The 26,020-nt window shown below is 74.3% G+C and carries 19 protein-coding genes; all 19 read left to right on the top strand.

The features are described from left to right. Positions 1-733 precede the first annotated feature (733 nt). The 19 genes from hutU (at position 734) to FHX40_RS16245 (ending at position 26,018) form a co-directional block, all read left to right on the top strand. Positions 734-2,398 (top strand): urocanate hydratase, encoded by a 1,665-nt coding sequence (gene hutU, locus FHX40_RS16335; protein ID WP_142260427.1) that lies wholly within the window; start codon positions 734-736, stop codon positions 2,396-2,398. Between the two features lie 229 nt (positions 2,399-2,627). Next, positions 2,628-3,959: an allantoate amidohydrolase gene (locus tag FHX40_RS16330; protein ID WP_244941600.1), complete on the top strand. Its 1,332-nt coding sequence runs from the start codon at positions 2,628-2,630 to the stop codon at positions 3,957-3,959. A gap of 56 nt (positions 3,960-4,015) precedes the next feature. Beyond that, complete coding sequence (locus tag FHX40_RS16325) at positions 4,016-5,443, top strand: formimidoylglutamate deiminase (protein ID WP_142261822.1); 1,428 nt, start codon at positions 4,016-4,018, stop codon at positions 5,441-5,443. After that, a complete protein-coding gene (hutI, locus tag FHX40_RS16320; RefSeq protein WP_142260426.1) occupies positions 5,440-6,600 on the top strand; it encodes an imidazolonepropionase in 1,161 nt (386 codons plus the stop codon). The genes FHX40_RS16325 and hutI overlap by 4 nt, the downstream gene beginning before the upstream one ends. A 201-nt stretch (positions 6,601-6,801) precedes the next feature. After that, the gene (locus FHX40_RS16315; protein ID WP_142260425.1) at positions 6,802-7,746 is read left to right on the top strand and encodes a sigma-70 family RNA polymerase sigma factor; all 945 of its coding nucleotides are present in this window, start codon (positions 6,802-6,804) and stop codon (positions 7,744-7,746) included. Positions 7,747-8,215: 469 nt separating this feature from the next. Then, entirely contained in the window at positions 8,216-9,538 is a 1,323-nt protein-coding gene (locus tag FHX40_RS16310; RefSeq protein ID WP_142260424.1) for an ammonium transporter, read from the top strand. Further along, complete coding sequence (locus tag FHX40_RS16305) at positions 9,535-9,873, top strand: P-II family nitrogen regulator (RefSeq protein WP_142260423.1); 339 nt, start codon at positions 9,535-9,537, stop codon at positions 9,871-9,873. Before FHX40_RS16310 ends, FHX40_RS16305 begins: the two co-directional genes overlap by 4 nt. A gap of 4 nt (positions 9,874-9,877) precedes the next feature. Continuing rightward, positions 9,878-12,205 (top strand): [protein-PII] uridylyltransferase, encoded by a 2,328-nt coding sequence (locus FHX40_RS16300; protein ID WP_189136239.1) that lies wholly within the window; start codon positions 9,878-9,880, stop codon positions 12,203-12,205. A gap of 291 nt (positions 12,206-12,496) precedes the next feature. Beyond that, the gene (locus tag FHX40_RS16295; protein ID WP_142260421.1) at positions 12,497-12,919 is read left to right on the top strand and encodes a roadblock/LC7 domain-containing protein; all 423 of its coding nucleotides are present in this window, start codon (positions 12,497-12,499) and stop codon (positions 12,917-12,919) included. Between the two features lie 418 nt (positions 12,920-13,337). Continuing rightward, complete coding sequence (locus tag FHX40_RS16290) at positions 13,338-13,934, top strand: GTP-binding protein (RefSeq protein WP_142260420.1); 597 nt, start codon at positions 13,338-13,340, stop codon at positions 13,932-13,934. A 187-nt stretch (positions 13,935-14,121) separates the two neighbouring features. After that, positions 14,122-15,216 carry a polyamine ABC transporter substrate-binding protein gene (locus FHX40_RS16285; protein WP_170198858.1) on the top strand — a complete coding sequence of 365 codons (1,095 nt, stop codon included), beginning with the start codon at positions 14,122-14,124 and terminating at the stop codon, positions 15,214-15,216. Positions 15,217-15,599: 383 nt separating this feature from the next. Continuing rightward, positions 15,600-18,392 (top strand): sensor histidine kinase, encoded by a 2,793-nt coding sequence (locus FHX40_RS16280; protein ID WP_170198857.1) that lies wholly within the window; start codon positions 15,600-15,602, stop codon positions 18,390-18,392. A gap of 5 nt (positions 18,393-18,397) precedes the next feature. Beyond that, complete coding sequence (locus FHX40_RS16275) at positions 18,398-18,811, top strand: roadblock/LC7 domain-containing protein (RefSeq protein WP_211350451.1); 414 nt, start codon at positions 18,398-18,400, stop codon at positions 18,809-18,811. 54 nt (positions 18,812-18,865) lie between these two features. Then, positions 18,866-19,324, top strand: coding sequence for a DUF742 domain-containing protein (locus FHX40_RS16270; protein WP_373286900.1), 459 nt, complete (start codon positions 18,866-18,868; stop codon positions 19,322-19,324). A 19-nt stretch (positions 19,325-19,343) separates the two neighbouring features. Next, positions 19,344-19,904 carry a GTP-binding protein gene (locus FHX40_RS16265; RefSeq protein ID WP_142261820.1) on the top strand — a complete coding sequence of 187 codons (561 nt, stop codon included), beginning with the start codon at positions 19,344-19,346 and terminating at the stop codon, positions 19,902-19,904. 1,501 nt (positions 19,905-21,405) lie between these two features. Continuing rightward, a complete protein-coding gene (locus FHX40_RS16260; protein ID WP_142260416.1) occupies positions 21,406-24,621 on the top strand; it encodes a sensor histidine kinase in 3,216 nt (1,071 codons plus the stop codon). Beyond that, positions 24,618-25,040: a roadblock/LC7 domain-containing protein gene (locus FHX40_RS16255; RefSeq protein ID WP_142260415.1), complete on the top strand. Its 423-nt coding sequence runs from the start codon at positions 24,618-24,620 to the stop codon at positions 25,038-25,040. The genes FHX40_RS16260 and FHX40_RS16255 overlap by 4 nt, the downstream gene beginning before the upstream one ends. A gap of 5 nt (positions 25,041-25,045) precedes the next feature. Beyond that, positions 25,046-25,429, top strand: a complete 384-nt coding sequence (locus tag FHX40_RS16250; RefSeq protein WP_229788946.1) for a DUF742 domain-containing protein — start codon at positions 25,046-25,048, stop codon at positions 25,427-25,429. Next, a complete protein-coding gene (locus tag FHX40_RS16245) occupies positions 25,410-26,018 on the top strand; it encodes a GTP-binding protein (RefSeq protein ID WP_189136237.1) in 609 nt (202 codons plus the stop codon). The genes FHX40_RS16250 and FHX40_RS16245 overlap by 20 nt, the downstream gene beginning before the upstream one ends. The last annotated feature ends 2 nt before the right edge of the window (positions 26,019-26,020 follow it).

Below are 26,020 nucleotides of genomic sequence, written 5' to 3'. Positions count from 1 at the left end.
GTTCTCGAGGGGCCGCCTGTTCGCCCGTCGCCGGAACCGTGGAATCGGGTGATCGTGCCCGGGATCGCGCCTCCGGAATTCCAAGATCAATCAGCGACCTTGACATTACGGCGGTGCGTAGGAATTGGCGATCCTGACATTACGGTGGTGAGGAAAAAGGGAAGCTGATCTGATCATTCGGCCGGGCACCCGATATGCGCTTGCCGACCGACTGCGCGCCTCCGGGCGCACCCCGTACCGGCGCAACGGCCGCGCCCGAGGCCCGTCCCGCCCCGGCCGCGGCCGGTACGGCAGAGCCGCCGCGGCGCCCGGCCGCCGGGCGTGCGAACGCGCCGAGTAACCGTGATGTCGCGATTTACCGGGCATACCGGCGAACGTCGTCCGAGGGTATGGCGAAGCCTGATCCGGACGGCGGCGCGAAGCGGGATGGTTCGGGCACCTGCCGCCCGCGGGATTGACGGCCCGGGAAAGCGGGAACCTCCGCCAAGGCGGAGCCTCTCCTTCGCTAGAGATCCGGTACCCGGTTATCGCTCGTGCGGGGCGTTCCGGGACTGGCGGCGCGATATCGGGGCATCCCTGTGGCCGGGCCGCCGGGATGCCCCACCCCCGATCGCGCCCCCGCCCGATCCCCCCGGATCCGGCACGGGCGGCCGGCCGTACCACCGTCCGAGGGCACGCGCCCGGCGATCCCGTGGCGCGACGGCCCGCGGACGACGAGAGAAAGGGGCGGACAATGGCGTCCTCCAGTGCTCCTCTCCGGGCACCCCGCGGGCCCGTGCGCACCGCGAAGGGCTGGCCGCAGGAGGCGGCCCTCCGGATGCTCCGGAACAACCTCGACCCCGAGGTCGCCGAGCACCCCGAGCAGCTCGTGGTGTACGGCGGGACCGGCAAGGCGGCGCGCGACCGGGCGAGCCTCGAGGCGATCCTCCGCGTGCTCGCCGACCTGGAGAACGACGAGACCCTGCTCGTCCAGTCCGGCAGGCCGGTGGGCGTGCTGCGCACCCACGAGTGGGCGCCGCGCGTGCTCATCGCCAACGCCAACCTCGTGCCCGAGTGGGCGAACTGGGAGGAGTTCCGGCGGCTGGAGCGGGCCGGGCTCACCATGTACGGCCAGATGACCGCGGGCTCGTGGATCTACATCGGCACCCAGGGCATCCTGCAGGGCACCTACGAGACCTTCGCCGCGGTCGCCGCGCGCATCCGCCCGGACGAGGGCTCGCTCGCCGGGACGATCACCCTCACCGCGGGCCTCGGCGGCATGGGCGGCGCCCAGCCGCTCGCGATCACGATGAACGGCGGGGTGGCGATCTGCGTCGACTGCGACCCGCGCAGCATCGAGCGGCGGCTGCGCCACGGCTTCCTCGACCTGCGCGCCGAGAACCTCGACGAGGCGCTGCGGCTCGCCTACGCCGCCCGCGACGAGCGCCGCCCGCTGTCGATCGGCGTCGAGGGCAACGCCGCGCACGTCGTGCCCGAGCTGCTGCGCCGCGGCGCCGAGATCGACGTGGTGACCGACCAGACCAGCGCGCACGACCCGCTCACCTACCTGCCGCTCGGCGCCGAGTTCCGCGACATGGCCGCCGAGCGGGAGAAGGACCCGGCCGGATTCGTCCGCCGCGCCCGCGAGTCGATCGCCCGGCACGTGGCGGCGATGGTCGGGTTCGCCGACGCCGGGGCCGAGGTGTTCGACTACGGCAACTCCATCCGGGCCGAGGCGCGGCTCGCCGGGTACGACCGCGCCTTCGACTTCCCCGGCTTCGTGCCCGCCTACATCCGCCCGCTGTTCTGCGAGGGCAAGGGCCCGTTCCGCTGGGTGGCGCTGTCCGGCGACCCGGCCGACATCGCCCGCACCGATCAGGCCGTGCTCGAGCTGTTCCCGGAGAACCGGTCGCTCGCCCGGTGGATCCGGCTCGCCGGGGAGAAGGTCGCCTTCCAGGGCCTGCCCGCCCGCATCTGCTGGCTCGGGTACGGCGAGCGGGAGCGGGCCGGCGAGCGGTTCAACGACATGGTCGCCCGCGGCGAGCTCGCCGCGCCGATCGTGATCGGCCGCGACCACCTCGACTGCGGCTCGGTCGCCTCGCCGTACCGGGAGACCGAGGGCATGGCCGACGGCTCGGACGCGATCGCGGACTGGCCGCTGCTCAACGCGATGGTGAACGTGGCCTCGGGCGCCTCCTGGGTGTCGATCCACCACGGCGGCGGGGTCGGCATCGGCCGCTCCATCCACGCCGGGCAGGTCACCGTGGCCGACGGCACCCCGCTCGCCGCCGAGAAGATCGCCCGGGTGCTGAGCAACGACCCGGCGACCGGCGTCATCCGGCACGCCGACGCGGGTTACGATCGGGCCATCGAGGTCGCGGAGGAGCACGCCGTACGCATCCCGATGCGCGAGGCCTGACCGGGCACGGATCCCGGCCGATCGCGCGCGCAATCCCCCACGGCGGGCTCGCCCGCCGCGCGCGGGCACGCACCTCGCCCGACGCGGCGCCCGCGATGCGTGGAGACGCCGGGATCGGGGAAAGGCCACACGGACCCCCGCGTATCCGCCGAGGCCCCCACGGTGCGGCGACGCGGGCGGCGACGGGTGGCACCGGAGACGGACGGACCCGAGGGGGACGGGCATGGTGATGAGCGCGGAGAGCCAGGGCCTCCAGGGCATGTGGCGCGCCCTTGAGGGGATCGGCCGGGACGGGCGGACCGGCGGCTACCGGCGCGACGCCTGGTCACCCGCGGATCTGGAGCTGCGCGAGTGGTTCGCGCAGGAGGCCGACCGGCGCGGGCTCGACCGGTACGAGGACCGCAACGGCAACCTGTGGGCCTGGTGGGGCGACCCGGACGAGCGCCCCGGCGTGGTGACCGGCAGCCACCTCGACTCGGTGCGGGACGGCGGCGCGTTCGACGGGCCGCTCGGCGTCGCCTCCGCGTTCGCTGCGATCGACCGGCTGCGGGACCGCGGCTTCGCGCCCGCCCGGCCGATCGGGGTGGTGTGCTTCACCGACGAGGAGGGCGCGCGGTTCGGCGTGCCGTGCGTGGGCTCCCGGCTGCTGGCCGGCCTGCTCGACCCGCGCCGGGCGCGCGCCCTCGCCGACGACGCCGGGGACACCCTCACCGACGTGCTCGCCCGCGCCGGGCGCGACCCGTACGCGCTCGGCCGGGACCACGAGGCGATGCGCCGGATCGGGGTCTTCGTCGAGCTGCACATCGAGCAGGGGCGCGGCCTCGCCCCGCTCGGCGCGCCGGTGGGCGTGGCGAGCGCGATCTGGCCGCACGGCCGCTGGCGGTTCGAGTTCCGCGGCCGCACCGACCACGCGGGCACCACCGCGCTCAACGACCGCCGGGACGCGATGCTGCCGTTCGCCGCCACCGTGCTCGCCGCCCGCGAGGCCGCCCGGGAGCACGGCGTGGTCGCCACCTTCGGCAAGGTGCGGGTCGAGCCCGGCAACGCCAACGCGATCCCCGGCCGGGTCACCGCCTGGCTCGACGCCCGGGGCGCGGACGAGGCCGCGGTGCGCCGCCTCGTCGCCGAGCTCGCCGACGGCCACGAGGTGACCTGCGAGTCGTGGATCCCGCTCGTCGCCTTCGACGTCGCGCTGCGCGACCGGGTCGCCTGGGTGGCCGGCCGGGCGCTGGAGGAGGCCGGCCGGGCGGGCGGCGGGGAGAACGGCAGGCGGCCGGGCCGGGGCGCCGGGAAGGCGGCGGGCAACGGGACCGCCGCCCGGGGCGACGACGGCCGTGCCGTACCGGTGCTGCCCACCGGCGCGGGGCACGACGCGGGCATCCTCGCCGCGGCCGGGATCCCCAGCGCGATGCTGTTCGTGCGCAACCCCACCGGGGTGTCCCACTCGCCCGAGGAGCACGCCGAGCCCGAGGACTGCCAGGCCGGCGTGGTCGCGCTCGCCGCGGTGCTCGAGGACCTGTGCACGGGCGGGGTACGGCGGGGGCACCGGACGGGGGAGTGATCGGCGCGACCGGCGGGGGAGGAGCGGGGTGAGGTGATGTGGACGTGAGCGGCGACATGAGCGTCCCCACGCCGGACGGCGCGCAGAACGGCCCAGCGCACGGCGCACTGTACTGGTGCGAGCTCGCCTGGCTGCCGCAGGGCGAGGTGGCCGAGGGCGTGCTCGTGCGGGTCGAGGGCGACCGCATCGCCGACGTCGTGCCCGGCGTGCCCGCCCCGCCGGACGCGGTACGGCTCGCCGGGCTCACCCTGCCCGGGCTCGCCAACGTGCACTCGCACGCGTTCCACCGCGCGCTGCGCGGCCGGGTCCAGCCCGGACCCGGCGCACCGGTCGCCGACGAGGCCGGGGACTTCTGGGGCTGGCGCGAGCACATGTACGGCCTCGCCGCCGTGCTCGACCCCGACGCCTACCTCGCGCTCGCCCGCGCCGTCTACGTCGAGATGGCCCTGGCGGGGATCACCTGCGTGGGCGAGTTCCACTACCTGCACCACGGCCCGGACGGCGTGCCGTACCACGACCCGAACATCATGGGCCACGCGCTCATCCAGGCGGCCCGGGACGCGGGGCTGCGCATCGCGCTGCTCGACACCTGCTACCTCACCGGCGGCATCGGCATCCGGCTCACCGGCCCGCAGCTCCGGTTCGGCGACGGCGACGCCGACCGCTGGGCGGCCCGGGCCGAGGAGCTCGCCGCCGCCTACGCCGACGCCCCGGACGTGGAGATCGGCGCGGCCGTGCACTCGGTGCGCGCCGTGCCCGCCGAGCAGATGCCGGTGGTCGCCGAGTTCGCGAACCGGCACGCGGCGCCGATCCACGTGCACCTCGCCGAGCAGCGCGCCGAGGTGGAGGCGTGCGTGGAGGCCTACTGCGCCACCCCGGCCCAGGTGCTCTACGACCGCGGGGTGCTCGGCCCGCGCGCCACCGCGGTGCACGCCACCCACCTGTCCGACGTGGACATCGCGCTGCTCGGCGGCTGCACCGCGCACGTGTGCCTGTGCCCCACCACCGAACGGGACCTCGCCGACGGCATCGGCCCCGGCCGCCGCCTCGCCGACGCGGGCTGCCCGATCACCCTCGGCTCGGACAGCCACGCGGTGATCGACATGTTCCAGGAGGCGCGGGAGGCCGAGTACGGCGAGCGCGCCACCACCGGCCACCGGGGCCACTGGGGCGTGAAGGACCTGATCAACATGCTCACCGTGGACGGCAACGCGTCCCTCGGCTTCCCCGGCGCCGGGCTGCTGCTCCCCGGGGCCCGGGCCGACCTCGTCTCGGTCCGGCTCGACACCCCGCGCACCGCGGGCGCCACCGTCGGCACCGCGGCCGCCGTCGTGGTGTACGCGGCCACCACCGCCGACGTGCACTCGGTCGTCTCCGGCGGGCGCCGCATCGTGGCCGACGGCGAGCACGTGCTCGGCGACGCGGGCGCGCTGCTGCGCGAGGCGATCGCGGCGATCGACCGGGACGCGGAGGCCAGGCCGTGAGCCGGTCGGTGCTCATCGACCGGATCGGGCAGCTGCTGTTCGCCGACCCGGAGCGCGAGGAGCTCGCCGACGCCGCGCTCGTCATCGAGGGGGAGAGGGTGGCCTGGATCGGCCCGGCGGCCGACGCCCCGGCCGCGGACCGCCGCGTCGACGCGGGCGGCCGCGCCGTGCTCCCCGGGTTCGTCGACAGCCACACCCACCTGGTGTTCGCCGGGGACCGGGCCGCGGAGTTCGCGGCCCGCATGGCGGGCGAGCCGTACCGGGCCGGGGGCATCCGCACCACGGTCGCCGCCACCCGGGCGGCCTCCGACGCCCAGCTCGCCGAGCGCACCGGGCGGCTCGCCGCCGAGCTGCTCGCCCAGGGCACCACCACCTTCGAGATCAAGAGCGGGTACGGCCTCACCGTCGAGGACGAGCGCCGCTGCCTGCGCGTCGCCCGCGCGTTCACCCCGGAGACCACGTTCCTCGGCGCCCACGTCGTGCCCGAGGGCGTCGACGCCGACGCCTACGTCGCGCTGGTGGCCGGGCCGATGCTCGAGGCGTGCGCGCCGTACGCCAAGTGGGCCGACGTGTTCTGCGAGCCCGGGCTGCCCGGCGCGTTCGACGGCGACCAGGCCCGGGCCGTGCTCGCCGCGGGCGTGCGGGCCGGGCTCGGCGCCCGGGTGCACGCCGGGCAGTTCGCCGAGGGGCCCGGGGTACGGCTCGCCTGCGAGCTGGGCGCGGCCTCGGCCGACCACTGCACCCACCTGTCCGACGCCGACGTGGCCGCGCTCGCCGACTCCGGCGTGGTCGCCACGCTCCTCCCCGGGGCGGAGTTCGCCACCCGCTCGCCGTACCCGGACGCCCGCCGCCTGCTCGACGCCGGGGTCACCGTGGCGCTCGCCACCGACTGCAACCCCGGCTCGTCGTACACCTCGTCGATGCCGTTCTGCATCGCGCTCGCGGTGCGCGAGATGCGGATGACGCCGCTGGAGGCGGTGCGGGCCGCGACCCGGGGCGGGGCGGCCGCGCTGCGCCGCGACGACGTCGGCACGCTGCGGCCGGGGGCGCGCGCCGACCTGGTGGTGCTGGAGGCGCCCTCGTACGTGCACCTCGCCTACCGGCCGGGGGTGCCGCTCGTCGCCCAGGTGTGGCGGGCCGGATCCCGCGTGGCCTGAGCCGTTATCGGGCATCCCTATTTCCGGGAAACCGGTCGCTTATGTCCCTCCCGTCCCGCCGGATGCCATGCGGAAGGCGCGCATCCTCCTTCGGGAGGATTCCAGAACCGTTCTCCGGTCGTATTTCTCCTGGGAATCTTTGCCGCGGGCCGGACGTTGTCGGGGCAAGTGACAAAGGCGCGGCGGAAGAGGTGCCAACGCATGGCTACGGGGAATCGCGTGCAGGACAACCTGGCTGGGGACCGGGACCTGCTGGGGACCTACCTCGCCGAGATCGGGCGGGTCCCGCTGCTCACCGCCGAGGAGGAGGTCGAGCTCGCCAAGCGCATCGAGGCCGGGCTCTACGCGGAGCAGCTGCTGGACGGGCCGGCGCCGCCGGCGGGCGAGAGCCGTACCCTCACGTCGGACGCGACCGACGAGGAACTGGAACGCATCGCCATCTCGGGCCGCCGCGCCAAGGACGAGTTCATCCAGGCGAACCTGCGCCTGGTGGTGGCCGTCGCGCGCAAGTACTCCGGACGGGGGATGCCGCTCATCGACCTCATCCAGGAGGGAAATCTCGGCCTGGTACGGGCCGTGGAGAAATTCGATTACCGGCGCGGCTACAAATTCTCCACCTACGCCACCTGGTGGATCCGGCAGGCGGTGGGCCGGGCGATCCACGAGCAGGCCCGGCCGGTGCGGCTGCCCACCCACGCCGGCGAGCAGATGACCCGGCTGATGCGGGTGCGCCGGGACATGCTCGCCGAGCTCGACATCGAGCCGACCGACGAGGACCTCGCCGAGGAGCTCGACCTGCCGCTCGAGCGGGTGCAGGAGCTGCGCCGCTGGGCGTCCGACCCGATCTCGCTGCAGCTCGGCGTCGGCGACGAGGACGAGACCGAGCTCGGCGACATGATCGCCGACGACTCGTGGGCCGACCCCGAGCAGCAGGCGATCTCCACGATCGAGCGCGAGCGGCTGGAGGAGTGGCTCACCGGGCTCGAGGGCCGTACCCGGGAGATGCTGCGCTGGCGGTACGGCCTCGTCGACGGCCGTGAGCACACGCTCACCGAGGTGGGGGAGCGGTACGGCATCGGCCGCGACCGCGCCCGCCGCATCGAGCGCGACGCCCTCGCGCGGCTGCGCAAGCTCGCCGCCGCCTGAGCCGGCGGCGGTTCGCCCCCCCGGCCGGACGCCGCTTTCCGATCCGACCTCCGACCGGATCGCCGGCCCGCCCCGGTGATCCGGCCTCCGCCCCGGCGTCCGGCCTGTGACCTGGTGATCCGACCCTCCGCCGGACCCTTCCGGCCATGTCGCCGATGCCGGATCTCACCGTCGAAGCAACCGGCCGGTGATGTCCGTGCGGCCGGAAACCCAAATGAAACACGTGCGTGGCGAGTTTCACACCCGCGAAACACATCGGGTCACGACCTGAAACGGCGGAAGAACACGCTGTCGCCGGACGGGTTGAGCGGCGATCCGGCAGCGGCCGGTAGCAGGTCGCGGACCGGCGGGGTGCGACGTTCGGCCCGGTCCCTCTATCAGTGCGTCAGCCGGTCAACGTCGCCCTGCGCGAAGAGCACTGGTACCGCGATAGCCGGCCATATGCCATACGTAAGGAGGGTCGGATCGGATGGAGATCGATACCGGCAGTACCGCCTGGGTGATCGTGGCAGCCGCCCTCGTGCTGCTCATGACGCCGGGCCTTTCGCTCTTCTACGGGGGGATGACGAGGGCGAAGGGCGTCCTGAACATGATGATGATGTCGTTCGTGAGCATCATCGTCGTGACCGTTCTGTGGGTGCTCTACGGCTACTCGCTCGCGTTCGACGAGTCGGGGAACTCGTTCCTCAACAACATCATCGGCGGGCTTGACAACCTTGGCCTGGCGGGTCTGCACGAGACCGCGACCGCGGACGACGGGTCCGGCATCCCGAGCCTCGTGTTCAGCGCCTTCCAGCTCACCTTCGCCATCATCACCGTCGCACTGATCAGCGGTGCGATCGCCGACCGGGCCAAGTTCGGCGCCTGGGTGGTCTTCGCCGCGCTGTGGGCGACGCTCGTGTACTTCCCCGTCGCCCACTGGGTCTGGGGCGGCGGCTGGCTGGGCAGCCTCGGCATCATGGACTTCGCCGGCGGCACGGTCGTCCACATCAACGCCGGTGCGGCCGCGCTCGCGCTCGCGCTCGTCGTGGGCAAGCGGTACGGCTGGCGTAAGGAGCCGATGCGCCCGCACAACCTGCCGCTCGTCCTGCTCGGCGCCGCCCTGCTGTGGTTCGGCTGGTTCGGCTTCAACGCCGGCTCCGAGCTCGGCGTCGACATGACCACCGCGCTCGCCTTCATGAACACCCAGATCGCGACCGCGATCGCCGCGGGCGGCTGGATCGTCGTGGAGAAGCTGCGGGACGGTCACTCCACCAGCCTCGGCGTCGCCTCCGGCGCCGTCGCGGGCCTGGTCGCCATCACCCCCTCGTGTGCCTTCGTGGACTCGCTCGGCGCCGCGATCATCGGTCTGCTCGCCGGTGTGATCTGCGCCTACGCGGTCGGCCTGAAGTACAAGCTCGGCTACGACGACTCCCTCGACGTCGTGGGCGTGCACCTGGTCGGCGGCCTGATCGGCTCCGTCGCCCTGGGCTTCGTCGCCGCCTACCCCCTCGAGGGGCAGAGCGCGGGCCTCTTCTACGGCGGCGGCGTGAGCCAGCTCGGCCTCCAGGTCCTCGGGCCGGTCGTGGTCATGGTCTACTCGTTCGTGGTCGCCTGGATCCTCGGCAAGATCATCGACAAGGTGATGGGCTTCCGGATCAGTGAGGAGGCCGAGATCACCGGCATCGACATCACCACCCACGCCGAGACCGGGTACGACCTCGGCACCATCCACGCCTCCGGCGTGGCCACCAGCAACGGGCCGGTCACCCTGCCCGCCGCGCAGCCCAGCGAGAAGAAGGTGGACGCATGAGGCTCATCACGGCGATCATCAAGCCGTTCAAGCTCGACGACGTCAAGGCCGCCCTGGAGCAGGCCGGGGTCAAGGGCATGACGGTGAGCGAGGCGAGCGGGTACGGCCGGCAGCGCGGCCACACCGAGGTCTACCGCGGCGCCGAGTACCAGGTGGACCTGGTGCCCAAGGTGCGGGTCGAGGTCCTCGTCGAGGAGGACGACCACGAGGACGTGCTCGACGCCATCGTCAAGGCCGCCCACACCGGCAAGATCGGCGACGGCAAGGTCTGGTCCGTCCCGGTCGACACGGTGATCCGCGTACGGACCGGCGAACGCGGGCCGGAGGCCCTGTAGCCGGATGAGGAGAGGCGAGCCCTTGTCGCGCGCACGCTCGTATGCCGCGGCCCGCAAGGAGCGGGCCGCGGACATCGACCGCTGGCTCACCGACCTGTTCCGCGCCGCGACCGCGCAGCCGTACGGTCGGGAGGGCCGGGGCGTGGCGCCCGGCAGGGGTGCGCCGGACCGCTTCGACGAGCGCGGCGCGGCCGCCCACGCGGGTGGCGGCGTCGCGCTCGTCGCCGTCGGCAGCCTGGGGCGGGGCGAGCTCGCCCCGGGCAGCGACCTCGACCTCGTCCTGCTCCACGACGGGCGGGACGACATCGCCCGCATCGCCGACCGCATCTGGTACCCGATCTGGGACTCCGGGGTGGGCCTCGACCACTCGGTGCGCACCCCGGACGAGGCCGCCAAGGTGGCCCGCGAGGACCTCAAGGCGGTGCTCGGCCTCATCCAGGCCCGGCACGTCGCGGGCGACGCCGAGCTCACCCGCGCGGTGCGCGAGGTGGTGCTCGCCGAGTGGCGGGCCGAGGCCCGGCACCGGCTCGCCGAGCTGCGCGAGGCCGCGGACAAGCGCGCCGAGTCCAGCGGCGAGCTCGCGTTCCTCCTCGAACCCGACCTGATGGACTCCCGCGGCGGGCTGCGCGACGTGCAGGCGATGCAGGCCGTCGCCGCCGCGTGGGTCGCCTCCGCGCCCGGGCCGCGGGTGCGCGAGGCCTACGAACTGCTCCTCGACATCCGGCACGCGCTCCACCTGGTCACCGCCCGCGGCACCGACCGGCTGGTGCTCCAGGAGCAGGACGCGGTCGCCGCCGCGCTCGGCCTGCTCGACGCCGAGGCGCTGATGCGCCGGGTCGCCGAGGCCGGCCGTACCATCGCGCACGCCGTCGACGGCACCTGGCGCACCGTGGACCGGCTGCTCCATGGCCCGGCGCCGCGCGGGCGCCGCCCGCTCGCCGACGGCGTGGTGGAGCACGGCGGCGAGGTCGTGCTCGCCCGCGGCGTCAACCCGCGCAACGACCCGGTGCTCGTGCTGCGCGCCGCCGCCGCGGCCGCCGAGGCCGGGCTGCCGCTCAGCCCCGCCGCGGTCGCCACGCTCGCCGCGCAGTCGCCGCCGATGCCGGTGCCGTGGCCCACCGAGGCCCGGGACGCGCTCGTCGCCCTGCTCGGCGCCGGACGCGCCGCGGTGCCGGTCTGGGAGGAGCTCGACCAGGCGGGGGTGATCGTCCGGCTCATCCCGGACTGGGAGCGGGTACGGCACCGCCCGCAGCGCAACCCGGTGCACCGGTACACCGTCGACCGGCACCTGATCGAGACCGCCGCGGGCGCGGCGTCGTTCACCCGCGAGGTGTCCCGCCCCGACCTGCTGCTCATCGCGGCGCTGCTGCACGACATCGGCAAGGGCTGGCCGGGCGACCACTCGGTCACCGGCGAGATCGTCGCCCGGGACATCGGCGCCCGCATGGGCCTGCCGCCCGCCGACGTCGAGGTGCTCGCCACCGTGGTGCGCCACCACCTGCTGCTGCCGGAGACCGCCACCCGCCGCGACCTCGACGACCCGGTGACGATCAAGCGGGTCGCCGACGCGGTCGGCTCCCGCGAGGTGCTGGAGCTGCTCGCCGCGCTCGCGGTCGCCGACGGCCACGCCACCGGACCGGCCGCGTGGAACTCGTGGAAGGCCGGCCTCGTCGCCGACCTGGTGCGCCGGGTCCGCTCGGTGCTCTCCGGCACCCCGCCGCCGCCCGCGCCCACGCTCTCCCCGGAGCAGGCGGCGCTCGCCCGGCACGGCGGCGGCGCGGTACGCGTGGTCGGCGGGTCGGTCACCGTGGTCGCGCCGGACCGGCCCGGGCTGCTGTGGCGAGCGGCCGGGGTGCTCGCCGCGCACCGGCTCGTGGTGCGTTCCGCGTCGGCCGCCTCGGCCGGTTCCACGGCGGTGATCGAGTTCTCCGTGGTCCCCGAGTACGGCTCGCCGCCGGACCCGGCCACGCTCGAGGCCGACCTGCGGCTCGTGCTCGCCGGGCGGCTCGACATCGAGCAGCGGCTCGCCCGGCGGACCCGGTCGCTGCGGCCGCCCCGGGTGCCGGTGGCGCCGCCGCGGGTGACCATCGTCGACGACGCCTCCAGCACCGCCACCGTGGTCGAGGTGCGCGCCCACGACCGGCCGGGGCTGCTGTGGCGCATCGGCCGGGCGTTCGGCGAGTGCGGCCTGGACGTGCGGGCGGCCCGGGTGGAGACCCTCGGCGCCGAGGCGGTCGACGTCTTCTACGTGGTGGACCGGGCGGGGCGGCCGCTCGTCGACGAGGCACAGCGGGCGCAGGTGCGCGAGCGGGTGCTCGCCGCGCTGCGCTGACCTCGGCCGCGACGACGGGATCCACCGTTTTATGCCCGTTGGTAATACGCCGGTTCCGGGAGCGGGTTTCCGGCCTAGCATCGGTGGCCCGTGTCGGCCCGCGGGGGTTCCGGCGTGCCCGCCGCGAGCCCGCGCGCCGGCCCGGGACGACGCGCCTTCCAGGCCCGAGGAGATGGAGATGTCCGCTGGCTTCTCGCACCCGGCGCCGGCCGTACCGGCGGGGCGGCGGTGGCTCGCCGTACCGGCGCATCCTCCCGATCCGCGGCGGCCGCTCCGCGCGGGAGGGCTCCGATGACCGGCCTCAGCTCGGCGGCCCGCCGGTTCGACTGGCTCGTCACCGAGTTCGTCCGGGAGACGCCCGGGGTGGCCCACGCGGTCGTGGTCTCCGCGGACGGGCTGCCGCTCGCGGGCTCGGCCGGGTTCCCCGCCGACCGGGCCGACCAGCTCGCCGCGGTCGCCGCGGGCCTGCAGGCCCTCACCGCCGGCGCCTCCCGCGTGTTCGACGGCGGCACGGTCAACCAGACCGTGGTCGAGATGGAGGCCGGGTTGCTGCTGCTCACCGCGATCGCCGACGGCTCCTGCCTCGCCGTGCTCGCGGCGCGCTCCTGCGACCTGGGGCTGGTCGCCTACAACATGACGCTGCTGAGCGACCGGGCGGGCAAGGCGCTCACCCCCGCCCTGCGCGCGGAGCTGCGCGCGGCGCGGGCCCGCTGAGCCGGCCTGCGGACTGGCGCGGGGCGTCCGGGGCGTCGCCGATCGGTTGCCTCGTCGTTACCGGTCGCCGATCCGGGCCGCGATACGATCACGCGGTGGAGACGCTCGTCTCGTCCGCGGCCGTCGTCGCCGACGATCCGTCCGTGCCGACCACGGACCCGCTCCAGGCCCGCCGTGGGCCCGTGGGGCCGGTCGGCACGCCGCGTCGTCCGGTGCGCTCTGTGGCTGAGATCTCCGTATCGGATCCCGCGCCGACCCTCGCGCCGGATCCCGTTCTGGAATCCCGCGCCGCTCCGCGTTCCGTCCGGCGTGGCACGGGTGCGCACGACCGCCCGGCCGATGAGGGCCGGGACCGTCCGCACCAGGCCGTGTCCGGTCGGCGGGCGGCCGTCGCTTGATCTGCTCGAAAGGGTACGCAGTGGACTTCGGAGGCTCTGGCCCCTACGGCCGGCAGGGCGCAGCACCCGCCCTCACCTCGACGAAGATCGTCGTGGCCGGGGGCTTCGGCGTGGGCAAGACGACGTTCGTCGGGGCGGTGTCGGAAATCCTCCCGCTGACCACCGAGGCGGTGATGACCGACGCCAGCGTGGGGATCGACGACCTGGGCATGACGCCGCACAAGACGACCACGACGGTCGCGATGGACTTCGGCCGGGTGTCGCTCGACCAGGACCTGATCCTCTACCTGTTCGGCACGCCCGGTCAGCACCGGTTCTGGTTCATGTGGGACGACCTGGTGCGGGGCGCGATCGGCGCGGTGGTGCTCGTGGACACCCGGCGGATCGCCGACTGCTTCCCGGCGATCGACTACTTCGAGGAGGCGCAGCTCCCGTTCATCGTCGCGATCAACGGCTGGGACGGCCGGTTCCCGCACGGTGAGGAGGAGGTGCGCGAGGCGCTCACGCTCGCGCCGTACGTGCCCGTGGTGCGCACCGACGCCCGCAACCGCGAGGCCGTCAAGGCGACCCTCATCGCGCTGGTGGAGCACGCCCTGACGGTGCGCGCCCGGTACTGACCGGCGGGCGCGCACCGACCGCGTACCGCCGCAGGGTGGCGAACCCCGACGGGACAGGGTGATCCGGGAATCCCGGGCGGGCGGCGGCGATTTCCGGTACGCCATACCCATGCGGTCTCTCACCCCGCGGAGCGCGCGACGTGACCGCGCCCGGGCCGCCGGATCCGCGGCGCCGCCCGTGGCCGCCGTGACCGGTCTCGCCCTCCTCCTGGCCGCGTGCGTCCCCGGTTCGGACGGCGCCTCCGGTACGGCGGGCAGGAGCCCCGGCGCCCACGAGCGCGCCCGGCGGCTGTCGGTGACGATCTGGCGCGGCCTCGCCCCGCCGGACCTGGCGCGTACCGCGGGCTCGGCGCTCGGCCTCGAGGTACGGCTGCGCGTCCACGACGGCGACGCGGCCGCGGTCGCCCGGCTCGCCCGCGCCGCCACCGCGACCCCGCGGGCCGCCGCCGGAGACAAGGACGGCGAGGCGGTCGACGTGGCCTTCGTCTCCGGCCACTACGCGCAGGCGCTCGCCCGGGCCGGGCTGCTGACGCCGCTGCGCCCCGAGCTCATCCCCAACCTCGGCAACCTCCACCCCGAGGCCCGGCTGCTGCCCCACGACCGGGGCAACCGCTTCTCGGTGCCGTACGCCTGGGGCACGACCGGCATCTGCTACCGCGCGGACCTGGTGCGCCGGCCACCCAAGAGCTGGAACGACCTGCTCGACCCGCCGGCCTGGGCGCGCGGCAGGGTGACGATGATGACGGCCGACCGCGCGCTCGCCCTCCCGGCGCTCAAGGCGCTCGGCTACTCGGTCAACACCGTCGACGACGAGCGGCTCGCCTCGGCGGCCCGCAGGCTGCTCGCGGCGAAGCGGACCCTGCTCGCCTACGACGACGTCACCGCGGGCGAGCGCCTGCTGCGCGGCGAGGCGGTCCTCGCCCAGACCCGGGACGGGGCGTGCCCGACCGGCGAGCCGTACATCCGGTTCACCGTGCCGCGCGAGGGCGGCGACCTGTGGACCGAGACGATGGTGATCTCGCGCGCCGCCCGCGACCCGGAGGCGGCGCACGCGTTCGTCAACCACATGCTCGCGCCCGGCACGCATGCCTGGGTGCCCGAGCACACCGGCTACAAGGTGCCGAACCGGCCCGCGATGGAGCGGGCCCTCGCCCGCGGCGGCGGGGACCGGCCGCAGCTCCGCATGACCCCGGCCGACCTGCTGCGGCACGAGCCGCTCGTCGATCTGGGCGAGCACGCGGGCAGGTACGCCCGGCTCGCCGCGCGGGTGGCCGAGGGCTGACCCGCCGCGGTCCGCGAGGCCGGCCACGCGCCCCGGGGCGGGAGCCGCCCGGAGCGGCCCGGAGGGGTGTTCCGGGGCCGCCGCGGGCCCGGGCCGAACGGCCGGGGCGGCCGCGGATCGCCGTCCGGCAAGGGCCCGGTTACGAGTAGGTCATGCACGGGGCGACTGAGTCAGGGCAACATGTAGGGTGCCGGTGTGAAATTTGGCAGTATGCCCGCTTTGGCGTCGTTGGCGACGCGAAGCTCGGTTGGCCGATCTGGCAGGGTTGTGTTCCAATTACCCTCGCCTGCATCACGTCACGGACGTCCCGTACGTCTCGCGAGTGACCGCGCAAGTGACACGGCCGGGCGCATGCCGGGTCCGGCGAGAGGGTGCGACAACCAGTGAGGAAGACCGACCCCCAGGGTGGACGCGGCTCCGCGAGCGGTGCCTCGCGGGTGTCGCGCCGTGCGGGCACCGGCGGTCGCCTGCGCCTGCGCGACCGGCGGGTCCGTACCCGGCTGGCCACCCTGATCCTGCTCCCCACGGCGGTCGCGATCCTCGTCGCCGTGGTGCAGCCGGTCGGCGCGTTCGCCGTGTGGGCCGACCACCGGCGCCTCGCCGAGATCGCCACCCTCACCGAACGGATCGACACGCTCGCGCACGAGACGGGTGCCGAGCGCACCCTCACCGCCTGGTACCTCGCCGACCCCACGCGCAGCCGGCGGGAGCGCGTCGACGCGCAGCGCGCCCGGGTGGACGCCGCCGCGGGCCGGGTCACGGCCCTGCTCGCCTCCCTCGACACCGGCGGCGACGCGCGCCTCGGCCGCAAGGTGAAGGCGGTACGCGAGCGGCTGGCGGGCATCGAGACCCTGCGTGACGAGACCCTGCGCGACGGCGCGCAGCCCGGGGCGGCCCTCGACGGCTACCGCCCCGTGATCGACGCGTTCCTCGCGCTCGCCGACGAGCTCGGCCGGTACGGCGCCGACGCCGGCCTCGACGGCGACGCGGTCGCGCTCGGCGCGCTGAGCCGCGCCAAGGAGGAGCTCTCCCGGCAGATCGGAACCCTCCTCGTCGCGCTGGAGGCGGGCCGGTTCGACGACGACCGGATGCCGGCGTTCCTCGCCGCCCGGGAGCGGGAGCTGGCCGAGACGAACCTGTTCGAGAGCGAGGCCGAGGCGGCCACCCTCGCCCGGTACCACAAGGCGGTGGGCGGCGCGCGCGTGGCCGAGACCGACCGGGTGCGCGGCCTGGTGACCGCCCGGCTCCGGGAGGGCGGCGAGCCGCGCGGGATCGACCCCGACGGGGACGACGACGCCCGGCACTGGTACGAGAACGCGAACGCCGTCCTCGAGCAGCTGCGCACCGTGGAGCGCGAGCTCGCCGCGGATCTGGCCGCCGAGGCCGCCGAGCTGAACGAGCGGGCGCGCATCCGCGCGCTCGTCACCGGGGCCGGTTGCGCGCTGCTGCTCGCGCTGGCGCTGCTCATCACCGGCATGGTCGCCGCCTCGCTGGCCCGCTCGCTGCGGCGGCTGCGCGCCGCGGCCCTGCGGCTCACCGGCGGCCGGCCGGACGCCGCCGGTGCCTCGCCGTACGACGAGGCGGACGACGACGGCGAGTTCGGCGAGCTCGCCCGCGCCTTCGACGAGGTCCACCGCGAGGCGGCCCGGCTCGCCGCCGAGCAGGAGCGGCTGCGCGGCGACGTCGCGGCGCTGCTCGCCAACCTCGCCCGGCGCGGCGAGGCGATCGCCGAGCAGCAGCGCATGCTCCTTGCGGAGCTGGAGCGGGGCGAGTACGACGAGGCGCGGCTCGGCGCCCTGGTACGGCTCGGCCGGCTCGCCGACCGCATGCGGCGCACCGGCGAGAACCTGCTGCTCGTCGCCGGGCAGGAGCCGCCCCGCACCTTCGGTAGCCCGGCCCCGCTCACCGAGGTGGTGCGCGCGGCGCTCGCCCGGGTGGCGGACGGCGACCGGGTGATCGTGCAGGTCCGGCACGACGTGACGGTCGCCGGGGAGGCGGTCCGGGACGTGGCCCACCTGCTCGCCGAGCTGGTGGAGAACGCGCTCGCCGCGTCCGGCGGCGGTGGCACGCCGGTCATCGTGACCTCCAGCGCGGGGGAGAGCGGCGGCGTGCTGCTGTCGGTGAGCGACCACGGCGCCGGGATGACCGACGAGGAGCTCGCCGCGGCGAACGCGGCGCTCGCCGCCGCGCCCGAAACGGACGGCACCGTGCCGCGGCACCTCGGCCTCGCCGCGGCGGGCCGCCTGGCCCGGCGGCACGGCGTCCAGGTGCGGCTGCGGCGGCGCGAGGAGGGCGGCGTCGGCGCGATGGTGCTGCTGCCCGGCGCGCTGCTGCGGCCCGGCGGCCCGGTGGGCGCCGCTCCCGCCGCGGACCCGTACGGCACCGGCCACGACACGGGCGGGTACGGCGGCGCCTACGGCGGGAGCGTCCCGGCGGCGGACGCCGTACCGGCCGGCCCCGCCGACCGGACGTCCGGGCGTGATCGGCACGCGACGCCGACGGCCCCCGTCGACACACCCTGGCCGGGCAGCCTGCCTCTTCCCGGGAGCACCGGGACCACCGCATCCCCGGCGGCGGCCCCCGCCAGGGACGAAGACCTCCGGGACCCCCAGCGGCGGCAGGAGCCCTGGGACCCGTGGAAACCGCGGTCGCCCGCGGGCGCCGGGGCCGGTGCTCCGCCGGCGGTCGAGGAAGCCACCCCGGCCGACGGTGCGGAGTACCTCCCGATCTTCGCCTCCGTCGAGTCCGAGTGGTTCAGGCGTGCCGGCCGTCCCGCCCCGGCGGGCGGCGGCGCATCAGCGGAGGAGGAGATCGTCGTGGTTCAAGGGGAGGAGGGCGGACGCGCCGCCCGCCGGACCGGAGGGTGGAGCTCACCCGCCGACGCCGGCTGGCGCGCGGCACAGGCGATCGGCAACCCGGTGGCGGGCGGCATGACCGACGCCGGGCTGCCCAAGCGTGTGCCGAGGGCGAACCTCGTCCCCGGATCGGTGGGCACGGACGCCACATCCCGGCAGTACCCGGCGCCGGCCCTGTCACCCGAGGGCGTGCGCGACCGGCTCGCCGGATTCCAGCAGGGGGTCCGGCAGGGTCGTGCGGCGGCCCGCGGGATGCGCAACCAGGAACAGGCCCATCCGGGCGGCATGCCCGGTGTCGATGGTTACAAGGAGGACCCGTGAGGGAGATGAGCCAGGCCGCACGCGGCATCAACTGGCTGATCACGGATTTCGTGAACAACGTGCCCGGCGTGGCGCACGCGGTGGTCGTCTCGTCCGACGGCCTTCCGCTGGCGTACTCGGAGGGCTTCCCGAAGGACCGGGCCGACCAGCTCGCGGCGGTCGCCGCGGGTCTGATCAGCCTGACCCAGGGCGCGTCGAGGGTCTTCGAGGGCGGGCCGGTCACCCAGACCGTCGTGGAGATGCAGCGCGGGCTGCTCCTCATCATGTCGATCAGCGACGGCTCCTGCCTGGCGGTGCTCGCCGCCGCCGACTGCGACATGGGTCTGGTGGCCTACCAGATGACCCTGCTCGTGGACCGGGCCGGTCAGGTCCTCACTCCCGCGGTGCGCGCGGAGCTGCAGGCGTCGCACCCGCGGTGATGCCCGCATGAGCTGGACGTCAGGGTGGAACCAGGCCGGGGTTAGGAGGACGCCGTGGCCGAGCACGGTTGGGGCGGTGCCGGCGGCCCGCTGAGTGGCGGATCGCCGTACGCGCCGCGGGACGCCGGAGGCGGCTACTCCGCCGGCGCGTCCCCGGATCCGGGGACGCCCATGGAGCCCCGTTCGCTGGTCCGGCCGTACACGGTGACCGGCGGCCGCACGTCCCCGCGCATGAACCTGGCGCTGGAGGCCCTGGTGTCCTCCGCGATGACGGTGCATCAGGATGTGTCGTCGTTTACGCCGGAGTATCAGGCGATCATCTCGCTGTGCCGGCAGGTGCGCTCGGTGGCGGAGGTGTCCGCACTGCTGCGCATACCGCTCGGGGTGGTACGGATCTTGATCGCCGATATGGCGGCCGAGGGCTTGGTGCACGTGCATCAGCAGCGTCTGGATGCCGGCAAGCCCGATCTGAACTTGCTGGAGAGGGTGCTCAGTGGACTTCGCAGGCTCTAGGTCAGGCACATCAGGAGCGCTGACCTCGACGAAGATCGTCGTCGCCGGCGGCTTCGGCGTGGGCAAGACGACGTTCGTCGGTGCCGTTTCGGAGATCATGCCGCTCACCACCGAGGCGGTGATGACGGACGCCTCGGTCGGGATCGATGACATCGGCCTGACTCCGCACAAGACGACCACCACGGTCGCGATGGACTTCGGCCGGGTGTCGCTCGACCAGGACCTGATCCTCTACCTGTTCGGCACGCCCGGTCAGCACCGGTTCTGGTTCATGTGGGACGACCTGGTGCGCGGCGCCATCGGCGCGGTCGTGCTGGTCGACACCCGCCGTCTCGCCGACAGCTTCCCGGCGATCGACTACTTCGAGGAGGCGCGCCTCCCGTTCATCGTCGCCATCAACGGCTGGGACGGCCAGTTCCCGCACAGCGAGGAGGAGGTGCGCGAGGCGCTGGCGCTGACGCCGGCGGTGCCGATCGTGCGCACCGACGCCCGCGCCCGCCAGGCGGTCAAGGAGACCCTCATCACCCTGGTCGAGCACGCGCTCGCCATGCGGACCGCGGCCCAGGGCTGGGCACGCTGAGCCGTACCGGAGCGGCGTGGGTACGGCCGGGGCGGGGCAGGCCCCAACCGGCGGCGACGCCCGGCCGTGGTGCCGTGCGGGCCGGCGCATCCGGCCGGCCCCGGCGAACGGCGGGAACGTGTGCCGCCTCCTCACCCGCCGTGCCCGAGTCACGCCGCGGCTCCTCCGGCGAGGTCGGGAACCGGGGATCGTGGACGACGGCGTCCGGGCCGTCGCCGGCACATCCCCGGTGACCTGTCGGAGCACGGGATCGGCGCACCCGGGACACCTGCCCGGAGTGCCCGCCGCCCGTGCCCCATGAGGCAGTCCGATCCGGCCCCGTCGCCCAGGGGGCCGGCACGCCGCCGGCGAACTCCGGCGACACCCGTACCGGCGCGACCCGCTCGCGCCGGCGACGTGACCAGACACCGACCTCCGGCCGGTCGCCGACCACGGCACCGGCCGAATCCGTTCGCGAGCCGCGTGATCGACGGCGGGCCCGGCGCTCGCGGACCACGGCGGCCCGGCGGCCGCCACGCGCCGCGCGCCGCGGTGCCGCATGATCCGCCGCCCGCACGGCGCGACGTGACCGCGACCGTACGCAAGGCCCGCGGGCGGCGCGGATCCCTCCGCCTTTTTCCTTCGCGACACGTCCGCGCACGCCGACGTGGTGGCCACCGCTTCCCGCCGGACGGCGTATCGGACCGGCCGTCGGCGGGGGATCGCCCCGGCGCGGATCCCGGACCGCCGGGCGAACCGCGTCCGCAGGGGATCCGCGAGACGACGGACGCGCGCAGGGCATGCGCGAACTCTTACCGGCCGCGACGCGACCGCGGCTCACCCGGGTGAGGCGGGACGCCCGACGACGGGCACGGCGGACGAGCCGGCCGGCCGTACGGTGTCGTCCGATGTTCGGGTGTCCGCCCGTTGCGCGTCCGGTCGCCGGACACCGGGCAACGGCCCGCTTACCGCGCCGCGCGGTGAACCACCCGCCGCGACGTCCGGCGTGCCGACGGCGGCGGGGCGATATGTGAAAGCCTCACGGCGCCTCCGCGCGCGGAGTGCCTTCGGCGCTCGAATACGGATGCCCGCCCGTGCGGCCACGGACGTCGTCCGAGGTACGGGCAGGCGGCACGGCCACCGGCCAGGCGGCCGCCTTGAGGTGCGCAGCTTATAGCAGCACAGGCCCGCCCCTGTACCCAGGGGGCCGGCAACCGCGGCGGCAGGGGCCCGCGAGGGGCGCGGCACCTTGTTATATGTCCCTGGATGGGCCGTTTGTCGGGCCTTGGATCGTTCCAGCATCCGGAGAGTGAGACATCCGTCACGATTGTGCACATTGCCGCCACGTGAGGCGGTTGCCGTTTCGTTACCCCATCACTTTGCAATTTGGACCGTTTGAAACCCGCGGTCCTATTGGTCGGTGTAGTCTCGTTATGCTCAAATTGCCCGTGACTTGACGCAGCTTTCAGGCGCACAAGACAACCTCCTCCCACGAGGGCGAGCCGTCGAGAGGTCGCAACCAGTGAGGACAGCAATAAACGAGGGCACCAGCCCGCCTGAGCAGGAAGCCCCCAATCAGGCGGCTCCGTCGGCCGGGAGTCCCCTCGCCCTGCGTAACTGGCGGGTCCGGACGCGACTCATCGCGCTGATCCTCATCCCCACCACCGTCGCCGTTCTGCTTGGTGCACTCCGGGTCACCACGTCGATCAGCAGTGCGGCCCAGTACGAGCGGGTCAACACCGTGGCGGAGCTGGTCAACAGCCTCGCCACGCTGGCGCATGAGTTCCAGGACGAGCGCGACAAGACGGTCGCGTACATCGCCGCCGGACGCCCGCAGGGCCCGAGCCTGGTGGCCATCCGCAACCAGCAGGACGCCGTGGACGGCGCGGTCGCCAAGGTACGGGCGAGCGCGGAACCGGCCCGCGACGCGCTCAGCGCCTCGGGCCGCCAGCGTCTGCAGGCCCTGCTCAACCGGCTCAACGACCTCAACACCCTGCGCAACACCGCGATCGGGACGAAGCTGCCGCCGCTGCCGGCGATGGACCGGTACTCGCTGGTCATCAGCGACATGCTGCAGCTCTACGAAGAGATCCGGCAGGGGAGCACGAACGAAGAGCTGAGCGCCACCGCCTCCGCGCTCGGCGCCCTCGCCCGGGCCAAGGAGGAGACCTCCCGGCAGCGCGGCCTGCTCGCCGCGGCGCTCGCACGGCGGCCGCGGCCGCAGTTCACGCCGATGGAGCAGGACGCGTTCAACAACGCGGACGCCGGCCAGGACAGCCAGCTCGTCGCGTTCGGCCAGTTCGCCACCCTGGCGCAGAGCCAGCTGTACGCCGACACCGTCACCGGCCAGAAGGTCGACCGCGCCGAGGGTCTGAAGGCGCGGGCCAAGTTCCTCACCGAGTCGAACCGGCCGCTGCGCGGTCTGGAGTCGGCCAACACGGCGCGCGACGCCGAGCGTTGGTACGACGCGATGACCGACACGGTCGACCGGATGCACAAGGTCGAGGGCGAGCTCATCAAGCAGATCATCACCAAGAGTGACGAGCTGCAGGGCGCCGACCAGGGCTTCGCGGCCCTCAACGTGATCCTCGTCGCCGCCCTGTTGATCCTCGTCCTCATCGTCACCTCGGTCGTGGCGCGCTCGCTGGTGCGGCCGCTGCGCCGGCTGCGGGCCGAGGCCCTCGAGATCGCGGGCAGCCGCCTGCCCGCCATGGTCGCCCGGCTGCGGGAGGCCGACGCGGCCCCCGCGAACGTCGCCGCCGAGGTCAAGCCGATCAGCGTGGCCTCCAGCGACGAGATCGGCGAAGTGGCGCGGGCGTTCGACGAGGTCCACCGCGAGGCGGTCCGCCTGGCGGGCGACGAGGCCGCGCTGCGCAGCAACATCAGCGCGATGTTCGTAAACCTCTCGCGCCGTACGCAGACGCTGGTGGAGCGTCAGATCAGCCTGATCGACAGCCTCGAGCAGGGCGAGCAGGACGAGCAGCGACTCGCCAACCTGTTCAAGCTCGACCACCTCGCCACCCGAATGCGGCGCAACTCCGAGAACCTCCTGGTTCTCGCGGGCCAGGAGCCCGCCCGGCGGTGGAGCCAGCCGGTGCCGCTGGTGGACGTGGTCCGCGCCTCGCTCTCCGAGGTCGAGAACTACGAGCGGGTCGACATGCAGGTGCTGCCCGGCGTCGCCGTCGCAGGCCAGGCCGTCAACGACGTCATCCACCTGCTCGCCGAGCTGATCGAGAACGCGATCTCCTTCTCCTCGCGGGACACCAAGGTCACGGTGACCGCCAACCGCATCGACGGCGGCGGCGTGATGATCGGCATCACCGACCACGGCATCGGCATGACCGCCGAGGAGCTCGCCCAGGCGAACTGGCGGCTGTCGAACCCGCCCGTCGTCGACGTGTCGGTGTCCCGCCGCATGGGCCTCTTCGTGGTCGGCCGTCTCGCCCTGCGCCACGGCATCCGGGTGCAGCTCCGTCCGCACGACGGCGGTGGCCTCACCGCGATGGTGCTGCTGCCCGAGACGCTCGTCGGCGTCACCCAGCCCGCGATGCCGTTCGGCCAGTCCGGCGCCTTCGCCGGCGGCATGGCCGCGGCCGCCGCGCCGGTGGGCGGCTCCGGCTGGGACGCCTCCAGCGACTCCGGCCGGTTCTCCACGAGCGACTCCGGACGGTTCGCGACCGGTGACTCGGGCCGGTTCGCCACGAGTGACTCCGGCAGGTTCGGGGTGTCCGCCCCCGCGCTCGAGGAGCCCTCGCGGCCCGGCGCGATGCAGGGCGCGGGCCTGTCCTCCGGCTCCTCGCAGGGCATGGACTCCGGCCGGGGCGTCGAGGCCACCCAGAGCTTCGGCGCGGTCGAGGGCTTCGCCGGCGCCTCCTCCGGCGGCCCGTCCTCCGGGGCCTCCGGCCCGCAGAGCTTCGGCCGCGGCTTCGGCCAGGGCTTCGGCTCCGGCTCCTCGTCCACGTCGCAGGACCTGCCGAGCGGCGTGCAGACCTTCGACACCCCCTCCGGCCCGGTCTTCACCGGCCCGCAGCAGAAGACCGACGGCGGCGGCGAGTCGGCGTTCGGCTCGGCCTTCACCAAGCCCGCGAGCTCCGCGCCGAGCGGCCCGCAGAGCTTCGACAGCCCGTCGGGCCCGGTGTTCGGCGGCAACAGCGGCGCGCACCCGACGCTGCGGCCCGGCCAGCAGCCGACCTTCAGCAGCCCGCCCCCGGCGATCGGCCGCATGCGTTCGCGCCGGTTCGACTTCCCCGACACCGACGGGGCGACCGGCCCGATGCCGGCGGTGCCCGAGTCGTCGCCGATGGAGCAGCAGAACGAGGAGTACCTGCCGATCTTCGCGGCGGTCGAGTCCGCGTGGTTCCGGCGGGCCCCGGCGAACTCCTCCGACGACAACGACCCGTCCGGCGGCTGGCGCGCCTCCTCCGCCGACGCCGGCTGGCAGGCCGCCCAGGTGGTCCGCGACCCGGTGCGCGAGGGCAAGACCGCGTCCGGTCTGCCGAAGCGGATCCCCAAGGCCAACCTGGTGCCGGGGTCGGTCCCGACCTCCGGCGGCGACTCCGGCCGGCAGTCGTCCGGTCCGCAGCGGCCGCTGCTCTCGCCCGACCGCGCGCGCAGCAGGCTGGCGAGCTTCCAGCAGGGCATCCGGCAGGGCCGTGCCGTGGCCCGCGGCGAGCTGAGCGAGGACGAGGCCTACCCGAGCGCCTTCCGCCGGTTCGATGAGGGCAAGGAGGACGCGTGAGGGAGCTGAGCCAGGCCGCTCGCGGCGTCAACTGGCTGGTCACCGACTTCGTCAGAAGCGTCCCGGGCGTGGCGCACGCCGTGGTGGTGTCCTCGGACGGCCTTCCGCTGGCGTACTCGGAGGGCTTCCCGAAGGACCGGGCCGACCAGCTCGCGGCGGTCGCCGCGGGTCTGATCAGCCTGACCCAGGGCGCGTCGCGGGTCTTCGAGGGCGGGCCGGTCACCCAGACCGTCGTGGAGATGGAGCGCGGCCTGCTCCTCATCATGTCGATCAGCGACGGCTCCTGCCTGGCGGTGCTCGCCGCGCCCGACTGCGACATGGGCTTGGTCGCCTATCAGATGACGTTGATGGTGGAGCGAGCCGGTCAGGTTCTTACGCCGGCCGTCCGTGCCGAATTACAGGCCACGCAACCCGGGTGATGAGTATGGATCAGTGGGGAAATCATCAGTACGGAGGTCCGGGTCCACACGAGCCGCCGTCGCCGGTACGGCCGTACGCGATGACCAAGGGCCGTACGGCGCCGCGAACCAACCTGGCCTTGGAAGCGTTGGTGTCGTCGGCCACGGTGACGCAGGTCGACCTGTCGGGGATGACCCCCGAGTACCAGGCGATCTCCTCGCTGTGCCGTCAGGTGCGATCGGTGGCGGAGATCTCGGCGATGCTCCGGATACCACTGGGCGTCGCGCGGGTTCTGGTCGCGGACATGGCGGCCGAGGGACTTGTGCACGTGTATCAGCCGCAGCTTGACGCCGGCAAGCCGGATCTGAACCTGCTGGAGAGGGTACTCAGTGGACTTCGCAGGCTCTAGCCGAGGCGGTGGCGGCGGCGTGCTCACCTCGACGAAGATCGTCGTCGCCGGTGGCTTCGGCGTGGGCAAGACGACCTTCGTCGGCGCCGTCTCGGAGATCATGCCGCTCACCACCGAGGCGGTCATGACCGACGCCTCGGTGGGCATCGACGACACGGGCCTGACCCCGAACAAGACGACCACCACGGTCGCGATGGACTTCGGCCGGGTGTCGCTCGACCAGGACCTGATCCTCTACCTGTTCGGCACGCCCGGTCAGCACCGGTTCTGGTTCATGTGGGACGACCTGGTCCGCGGCGCCATCGGCGCCGTGGTCCTGGTCGACACCCGCCGCCTCGCCGACAGCTTCCCCGCGGTGGACTACTTCGAGGAGGCCCAGCTCCCGTTCATCATCGCGATCAACGGATGGGACGGGCACTTCACCCACAGCGAGGAGGAGGTGCGCGAGGCGCTCACCATCTCCCCGCACATTCCGATCACTCGCTGCGACGCGCGCGTCCGCGAGTCGGTCAAGGAGACCCTCATCACCCTGGTCGAGCACGCGCTCGCCATGCGCGTGGCCGTACCGGGCGGCGGCTGGGGCCGCTGAGG

The organism is Thermopolyspora flexuosa (assembly GCF_006716785.1).
Lineage (GTDB): Bacteria > Actinomycetota > Actinomycetes > Streptosporangiales > Streptosporangiaceae > Thermopolyspora > Thermopolyspora flexuosa.
This window is presented reverse-complemented; position numbering and strand designations above follow the sequence as displayed.

Coding starts and splice junctions, on each gene's coding strand:
- hutU (WP_142260427.1), top strand. CDS start 734: ATGGCGTCCTCCAGTGCTCCTCTCCGGGCACCCCGCGGGCCCGTGCGC.
- FHX40_RS16330 (WP_244941600.1), top strand. CDS start 2,628: ATGAGCGCGGAGAGCCAGGGCCTCCAGGGCATGTGGCGCGCCCTTGAG.
- FHX40_RS16325 (WP_142261822.1), top strand. CDS start 4,016: ATGAGCGTCCCCACGCCGGACGGCGCGCAGAACGGCCCAGCGCACGGC.
- FHX40_RS16315 (WP_142260425.1), top strand. CDS start 6,802: ATGGCTACGGGGAATCGCGTGCAGGACAACCTGGCTGGGGACCGGGAC.
- FHX40_RS16310 (WP_142260424.1), top strand. CDS start 8,216: ATGGAGATCGATACCGGCAGTACCGCCTGGGTGATCGTGGCAGCCGCC.
- FHX40_RS16305 (WP_142260423.1), top strand. CDS start 9,535: ATGAGGCTCATCACGGCGATCATCAAGCCGTTCAAGCTCGACGACGTC.
- FHX40_RS16300 (WP_189136239.1), top strand. CDS start 9,878: ATGAGGAGAGGCGAGCCCTTGTCGCGCGCACGCTCGTATGCCGCGGCC.
- FHX40_RS16295 (WP_142260421.1), top strand. CDS start 12,497: ATGACCGGCCTCAGCTCGGCGGCCCGCCGGTTCGACTGGCTCGTCACC.
- FHX40_RS16275 (WP_211350451.1), top strand. CDS start 18,398: ATGAGCCAGGCCGCACGCGGCATCAACTGGCTGATCACGGATTTCGTG.
- FHX40_RS16250 (WP_229788946.1), top strand. CDS start 25,046: ATGGATCAGTGGGGAAATCATCAGTACGGAGGTCCGGGTCCACACGAG.